This is a genomic window from Mesorhizobium sp. M7A.F.Ca.US.006.01.1.1 (assembly GCF_003997935.1).
In the GTDB taxonomy this organism is placed as follows: Bacteria; Pseudomonadota; Alphaproteobacteria; order Rhizobiales; family Rhizobiaceae; genus Mesorhizobium.
The window spans coordinates 22886-30365 of the sequence record NZ_RZQL01000056.1; the positions used below are offsets into that span (position 1 = coordinate 22886).

The following is a 7480-nucleotide window of genomic DNA, read 5'->3' on the forward strand; positions in this document are numbered from 1 at the left end:
TCACAGTAGGTGCCCGGGACATTCATCACAGACGGAGACGAAAAAATGCCCGGTAGCACCGATGTTGTCGTCGAGATGACCGGCGTGCAAAAACAGTTTGGCGATCTTGTTGCCATCGAGGACGCCACGCTGGTCATACAAAAGGGTGAGATTCACGCACTAGTCGGAGAGAACGGCGCCGGCAAGTCGACGCTAATGAACATCCTCTACGGCCTCATCCCCAGAAGTGGCGGCGAGATAAAACTGAAAGGGACACCCGTCGATTTCTCCAATCCCGCGGACGCCATTCGAGCGGGTATCGGCATGGTTCATCAGCACTTCAAGCTGTCCCCATCCTTCACCGTCGCCGAGAACATTGTCATCGGCGCTGAACCTCTAAAGAGTTATGGTCGTGTCGATTTCAAAAAAGCCAGGCAAGATACGCTCGAGCTCAGCCGCCGATTTGGCTTGGAACTCGATCCTGAGGCTATCGTAGCAAAACTGCCCGTTGGGCTGCGGCAACGCGTCGAGATCCTGAAGGCGCTGTATCGCAAGGCAGAAATCCTCATCCTGGATGAGCCGACCGCGGTTTTAACCCCAAACGAAACCCGCGAACTTTTCAAGACCATGCGGTCTCTGGCTGAAAGCGGGTGCTCGATCATCTTCATCAGTCATAAACTGCGAGAAGTGCTTGAAGTCGCGGATCGTGTTTCAGTGATGCGGCGAGGTCGCATCAGGCGAACATTTCAGGCCGCGACCGTAACCGCGCAAGACATCGCAAATGAGATGGTGGGCCGGTCGGTATTGCTGAAGGTCGAGAAGTCGCCCAGCACCTTCGATGGGCAGAAGCTGCTCTCGGTCAAGGACCTCGACTCGTTCGGCGATCGTGGCGAGGTTGCTGTCGATGCGCTTTCCATGACGGTCCGAGCTGGCGAAATTGTGGGGCTCGCCGGCGTCCAGGGAAACGGTCAGGACGAACTGGTCCAATGTATCGCGGGCATGCGCAGGCCGGCGAACGGAACAATCTCATTTGCGGGGAATGTCGTGCACAGCAGCCCGCGCGCGGCCCGCGCGGCGGGGTTGGCATATATTCCCGCGGACCGGGGTGGCGTTGGCCTGTCGCTCCAGAGTTCGATCTGGGAGAACATGATGGTCGGGCATTTCTCCAAGGTGACCCGGGGCCCGTTCATTTCGTCCGCTGCGGCAAAGGCCAATGCCCAAGGCCTCGTAGACGCCTATGACGTTCGAGGGGGCGGCATAGACGCTACGGCCGGCTCTCTGTCAGGCGGCAATCAGCAAAAGGTCCAGATCGCTCGCGAGTTAAGCCGGCAGGCAAATGTCGTGGTCGCTGAACAGCCGTCGCAGGGCGTTGATATTGGCGCCATCGAGTCCATTCACAAGCTGCTGGTTACCATGCGCGATTCAGGCAAGGCAGTGCTTGTCGTGTCTGCTGACCTTGATGAGATCATGGCCCTGTCGGACCGCATCCTGGTCATGTATCGCGGACAGATTGTGGCTGATCTGCCGGCTTCCGAAACCTCTTACGAAGAGGTCGGCCGCTACATGGGTGGACTCGTGGCGACTGAGCAGCCTGAAAAGTCGCTTTCAGCCACTCTTCAACGCAACTGAGGAAACGCAGTTGAAAAACGCCAACTCTTTAGCCGTCCGTTTGATACGGGCAACAAGTGTCCCCTTGTTTGCGGTTGCCATAGCACTGATTGTCGGAGCTGTGTTGATTGCGTTTCTCGGTCAAAATCCGCTTGTCGTTTATCAGGTTCTCGTTGCTGGCGGCCTCTCTGGCTGGCCGAACATCTCCACAACACTCCAGATGATGACCCCGCTTCTGTTTACCGGGCTCTCAGTGGCAATCGCCTTTCGAGCAGGCCTTTGGAACATCGGTGCGGAGGGCCAGATGCTGATGGGGGCCATGGCCTCCGGCATTGCGGGCTACGGCCTGGCCGGATTGCCCATGGTGATCCATCTGCCGATCTGCATCATTGCAGGGTTTGTAGGGGGCATGGCGTGGGCCGCGATACCTGGCCTCCTGCGCGTCTACCTGGCTGTCAATGAGCTGGTGATCTGCCTGATGCTCAACCCGATCGCACTGTTGCTGACCGGATATATCTCGACACGCCCGCTCAAGGCGCCGGGCCCGACCAACAAGCTGCCCGATGTCGCGGAGAGTGCCTTCTTTCCAAGCTTCTCGATCTATTCGCAGCTAAATGCCGGCATTTTGCTTGCCATCGGTGTTTGTATCGCTTTCGCTATTTTCAATTCCGCCACCCTTCGCGGCTTTATCTGGAAGCTGATCGGGCTCAATCCGAAATTTGCGCACTATGGCGGCATCAACGTCAGGGGTAACGCGTTGTGGGTGATGCTCGTCAGCGGCGGTGTTGCGGGGCTCGCAGGCGCCGAGCAAGTGTTGGGCGAGTACCATGCCTTCTACGACAACTTCTCACCCGGGTTTGGCTTTGATGGAATCGCGGTTGCGATGCTGGCGCAAAATAATCCCATCGGCGTCATCGCCGCCGCTTTCCTGTTTGGCGTCCTGAATGGCGGCAGCGCGGTACTGCAAATGACAACCGGCCTCAGCAAATATTTCGTGCAGGTTCTTCAGTTCGTGATCGTTCTTGTCCTGGCAGCCCAGTTTACGTGGCGCTTCAAGCGAAAGGCTCGGCCAAGCAATTCGACCAAAATCCAGTCAGAACCAGCCACCAAGGAGGCATAAGTGGAAGAACTCGCATTTTCGACGCTGCGAATTTCAGCACCTCTCGTTCTGGCGGCGCTGGGAGGCCTCCTGACCTTCAAGGCTGGAATATTGAACATCGCGCTCGACGGCTTCATGATCGTCGCGGCATTCACGGCTGTCGCCGTTGCCTATGCCACCGGGAGCCTGACATTGGGAGTTGCGGCCGCCGTGATTTCTTCGGTTGCGTTGGCAGCGCTTCTGGTCCTTTTCAATCTACGTTTCAAAGCGCACATCTTCATCGCCGGCATTGCGGTGACGTTCATCGCATATGGCCTGACAGCGCTTCTTCTTGCCAGCGTGCTCGGCCAGGATGGCATGTTCACGTCCAGTGACATTCCGACCTTCCCCCAGATTGATATTCCGCTCGTGCGGGACATACCGGTTATCGGGCCAATCGTGAGTGGGCATACGCTGCTGGTCTATGTCGCCTATCTGCTGGTGCCGGTGGTATCCTGGCTGCTTTACAAGACTCAATGGGGCTTGCGGGTGCGATTTGTCGGCGAGGCCGAGGACGCTGCTGCAGCGGCTGGCGTCAACGTCAACCGGATCAAGATCGATACGATGCTGGCATCGGGCTTCTTTTGTGGCCTAGCCGGCGCTTATCTTTCCCTCGGCTATGTGACGTTGTTTTCCAAGCAGATGACAAATGACCGTGGCCTGATCGCCATCGCAGCAATCATCTTCGCCAAGGGCAATCCCTACGCCACCGCGGTGGTCGCGCTTCTGTTCGGCGCCGCCTCAGCGCTTTCCATACGCCTTCCCAGCGTCACCGGTATAGCGCCTCAGATCCTGCAACTTACCCCTTATATCGTTACCGTTCTGGCTCTGGTTGTCGTAGGCATTAGGACGGCAAGCCGCAGAAGCAGACACGGCAGCTGGAACTTCGACATCTCGTAGCGGCGCAAAACCAGCAACAGGTACCTGGAAACAGTTCAGATGGTGAGCAAATCGATCCTGGTAACGGGCGCCAACGGTCTCGTAGGCTACGATGTGGTCAAAAGGCTCGTCGGCCAAGGCAGACAGGTTATCGCGGTCGACCGCTCCGTCTCACAGGTAAGGGTTCTCACCGACCGGGCGTTCGAGCTGGAAATTGGCGATATCCATAAGCTGCATGAAATTGCGTTTCGCTATGGCATCGACGCAATCATTCATTGCGGCGGCTTTTCTGGACCGAGCCTCGGACGCGACAACCCGGCATTGATGTTTAACGTTAATGTCGGGGGGACATTGGATGTCGCCGAATTGGCCAGGCAAATCACCATTCGATCAGACCGGTGCCGGCTCCTGTTTTGCTCGTCGCTTACAGTCTATGGAAACCAGGCGGCGGACGACATCACCGAGGATTTTCCACTTTTGGCCAAGCAATGCTACCCCTCAAGCAAGATTGCCGGTGAAGCCATCGTTTCCGCTTATGCAGAAGAGCACAATGTCGACGCGATATCGCTGCGCATTGCCGGTGTCTACGGACCGCGCCGCAAGACCAGCTGCGTGCTGCGTTTGATGATTTCGAACGCTCTCGAAGGCCGTCCAATCCACCTGCCCTACGGCAATGGCTTCCCTCGGCAGTGGGTCCATGTCGATGACGTTGTCGAAGGGATTTTGCTGGCGCTCGATGTGAACCAGCCTTCGATCCGTAAATTCAACATCAGCGCCGGCGTCAACCCGACGATCGATGAGGCTGCTTCGATAATCCGGGAAGCGATCCCCTCCGCTGATATCTCGCTCGACGAAGGTGCAGATCCTGATGATGTGACGCTTGGCCGGCTCAGCATCGACGCGGCGCGGCAGGAACTGGGTTTCGCTCCGGCGGTGTCGTTGCGTGAGGGCGTCATGCGTCTGATCCAGGCCATCAAAGACGAGCACAATTTGTAAAGGGACAGAACGCCTCATGTCGAAGATCGCGATCATCGGATCTGGCCAGGCAGGATGTATCCTTGCATATGCACTTGTGAAAGCTGGCTACCAGGTGACGCTGTATTCGGACAGAACGCCCGAGCAGTGGCTCAATCACTCCGCTCCGACCGGCACCGCGTGTCTTTACGCCGAAGTCATCGACATCGAGCGCGAGCTCGGCATGGATTTCTGGTCGCAGGATATGTTTCCGGCACAGGGCGTTCTGCTCGAAAGCGCCAGATTCGCCAATGATCCGGAGGCGACGGTTATGAAGGGCCGTCTCGAATATGGCAGGAGCGGCGGCGCGATCGACCAACGCATGCGCATCCATCGCTGGCTTGAAGATTTCGAGGCTCTCGGCGGCACACTCATCATCGAGGGTGTGACGCCAGAACGCGCTGACAAGATCGCACTCGAAAACGAGCTAACCGTGCTCGCCGCCGGCAAGGCGGATCTGGGGCGGCTCATCCCTAGAGACGACCATCGCAGCCTCTACGACCGCCCTCAGCGCAACCTCGCAATGACGCTTGTGCGGAGCAAGTCAGGCAAGCATGTGAAGGACTGGTTCTCCGATCGCACTCCTTACAGCTCAACCAAATTCGACTTCTTCGCAGACTCTGGAGAGTATTTCGCGGTTCCCTACACCCACAAAACGGCCGGCCATACCTACGGGTTCCTTTTCGAAGCCAGGGAGGGAAGCCGGATCGACAGATTTGGTGGGTGCAAATCGGGTGAAGAGGTAACCGCCCATGCCCGTGACATCATTCGCGAGTTCGCGCCTTGGGAACATCACATGGTCGACGACATCGAGTACGTGTCGGAAGATCCCCACGCCTGGCTGGTGGGGCGCTTCGCCCCGATGGTGCGCCGCCCCTTCGGCCGCCTGCCCTCAGGAGGGCTGATCATGCCTGTCGGCGACACTGCGATAACCTTTGATCCGATCTGCGGCCAGGGCGGCAATTTCGCAAGCCGAAGTGCGAAATATCTCACTCAAGAGATCGTCCGGCACCAAGACCAGCCGTTTGACGAACTCTGGATGACGGAAGTCAACCTGGGCATGTGGGAGAAGTATGGTCGCGGCGGATGCGACATAACGCGAATCTTCCTGGAAACCCCGTCGCCGGCGACGGAGATCGTCCTCCATGCCGCGAGGAACGACGAAAGGGCGGCGGATGCCTACTATTACGGCTTCCCACATCCCGAAAGCATTGTTCCCGCACTCACCGACATCAATGTAGCGCGTTCATTTGCCGGCCAGTACGGCATAACCCAGTCTGGCGGGTGACGTCGATGTCCGAGACCTCAGTTGAAAATGCCGTGTCTTTGCAGGCATTCCAAGATGGAATGAGCCGCCTCGGCGCCGCCGTCAATATCATCATATCGGATGGGCCGCACGGACAACTGGGATTCACCGCGACTGCTGTCTGCAGCATAAGTGACGAGCCGCCATCTCTGCTTGTTTGCATGAACAAGCGCAGCCAGCAGAACACGCCGTTGAAAGCCAACGGCGTGTTCTGCGTCAACACCTTATCGTCACGTCACCAAGAGCTTTGCGGCTTGTTTTCCGGCGTCGGCAAGCTCGAGATGAAGCATAGATTTCGGCAGGCACAGTGGTCGACGATGGTAACGGGCGCCCCGGTTTTGGAAGATGCGGCAGTCTCGTTTGATTGCAAGATTGTCGAGGCGCTCGAGATCAACACCCATAGCATCCTTATCGGCGAAGTCCTCGGCATCAAGAGCGACGACGAGGTTCGCAGCCTTATCTACCTAAACCGAACATATCACGAGGTCGGCTCGCCGCCGTTCTACCCCGAAAACTCAAGAGCTTGGCTTTAGTGCTGATGAACGCATCGCATCGACGCTGAAGGTTCATCAACCTTCACCACGACGCCTCCAAGCATTTGCCCCCAAGCTGACTACAAGCCCCAATTCAATCGAAGGTTTACACTATGATTGTCGTCATCGGCTCCATCAATCTCGACCTCGTCGCGTCTGTAGAAAGCCTCCCCTGTCCCGGCGAGACGGTTCCCGGTAGTGCTTTCGTTACTGCTGGCGGCGGGAAGGGTGCCAACCAGGCACTTGCCGCTGCTCGTGCAGGCGCTCAAGTTCGCATGATTGGAGCCGTCGGAAATGATAGTTTCGCGAGCGACGCCATGCGACTGCTCAAGGAAGCGGAAATTGATCTCTCGGGCGTCCGAAAGAGCACTGAGCCAACCGGGACCGCGCTTATCCTTGTAGACCCGCGGGGTGAAAACATCATCACCGTAGTGCCGGGGGCCAATGCCACAGTAGTGCCAGATGCCCTGCCCGACCTCCGGCAAGGCGAACTCGTCCTTCTGCAGCATGAAATTCCGCTATCTACCGTAAAGGCATCTCTCAAAGCCGCGCGGCAGGCAAAGGCAATTTCCATACTCAATACAGCGCCGTTCCGCGCGGAAGCGGCGAACTTCCTGACCGAAGCGGACTATGTGGTAGCAAATGAGACGGAGTTTGATCACTATAGTGGCGTGTTGCAATTGTCTGGCGGCGATCGTGCCTCGCGAATGACCGACTATGTTCGAAAATATCAAAGCACAATCATCGTGACACTCGGTGGCGAAGGGGCCCTCTGTGCAACACCAGAGACGTTTTTTGAATGTCCGGCGCTTAAGATAGAACCTATCGACACGGTTGGCGCTGGCGACACGTTTTGCGGATATCTCGCTCATAGCCTTTCGCTTGGTGCATCGCTGGAGACGGCGGTCCAGCGCGCAAATGTTGCGGCGGCGCTAGCATGCCTGTCGCGCGGTGCACAGCCATCAATCCCCTATGCAAAGGACGTTGCCGGCGTTTCGCTAGCAAACGGCAGATAAGGTTTTC

Annotated in this window: 7 protein-coding genes; all 7 read left to right on the plus strand. The window is 57.5% G+C overall.

What is annotated here, in order from left to right; all coding sequences use genetic code 11:
- Positions 1–45: 45 nt before the first annotated feature.
- Positions 46–1608 (plus strand): ABC transporter ATP-binding protein, encoded by a 1563-nt coding sequence (locus EN943_RS12585; protein ID WP_127412876.1) that lies wholly within the window; start codon positions 46–48, stop codon positions 1606–1608.
- Positions 1609–1618: 10 nt separating this feature from the next.
- Positions 1619–2707: an ABC transporter permease gene (locus EN943_RS12590; protein WP_127412877.1), complete on the plus strand. Its 1089-nt coding sequence runs from the start codon at positions 1619–1621 to the stop codon at positions 2705–2707.
- The gene (locus tag EN943_RS12595; RefSeq protein ID WP_127412878.1) at positions 2708–3625 is read left to right on the plus strand and encodes an ABC transporter permease; all 918 of its coding nucleotides are present in this window, start codon (positions 2708–2710) and stop codon (positions 3623–3625) included.
- Between the two features lie 39 nt (positions 3626–3664).
- Positions 3665–4600, plus strand: coding sequence for an NAD(P)-dependent oxidoreductase (locus tag EN943_RS12600; RefSeq protein ID WP_127412879.1), 936 nt, complete (start codon positions 3665–3667; stop codon positions 4598–4600).
- Between the two features lie 16 nt (positions 4601–4616).
- A complete protein-coding gene (locus EN943_RS12605; RefSeq protein ID WP_127412880.1) occupies positions 4617–5906 on the plus strand; it encodes a styrene monooxygenase/indole monooxygenase family protein in 1290 nt (429 codons plus the stop codon).
- A gap of 5 nt (positions 5907–5911) precedes the next feature.
- Positions 5912–6457 (plus strand): flavin reductase, encoded by a 546-nt coding sequence (locus EN943_RS12610; RefSeq protein WP_127412881.1) that lies wholly within the window; start codon positions 5912–5914, stop codon positions 6455–6457.
- 113 nt (positions 6458–6570) lie between these two features.
- Positions 6571–7473 carry a ribokinase gene (locus EN943_RS12615; protein WP_127412882.1) on the plus strand — a complete coding sequence of 301 codons (903 nt, stop codon included), beginning with the start codon at positions 6571–6573 and terminating at the stop codon, positions 7471–7473.
- Positions 7474–7480: the final 7 nt, after the last annotated feature.

What these genes read in the sequence shown, in the direction of transcription:
- EN943_RS12585 (WP_127412876.1), top strand. Translation starts at nt 46, where the DNA reads ATGCCCGGTAGCACCGATGTTGTCGTCGAGATGACCGGCGTGCAAAAA.
- EN943_RS12600 (WP_127412879.1), top strand. Translation starts at nt 3,665, where the DNA reads ATGGTGAGCAAATCGATCCTGGTAACGGGCGCCAACGGTCTCGTAGGC.
- EN943_RS12605 (WP_127412880.1), top strand. Translation starts at nt 4,617, where the DNA reads ATGTCGAAGATCGCGATCATCGGATCTGGCCAGGCAGGATGTATCCTT.
- EN943_RS12610 (WP_127412881.1), top strand. Translation starts at nt 5,912, where the DNA reads ATGTCCGAGACCTCAGTTGAAAATGCCGTGTCTTTGCAGGCATTCCAA.
- EN943_RS12615 (WP_127412882.1), top strand. Translation starts at nt 6,571, where the DNA reads ATGATTGTCGTCATCGGCTCCATCAATCTCGACCTCGTCGCGTCTGTA.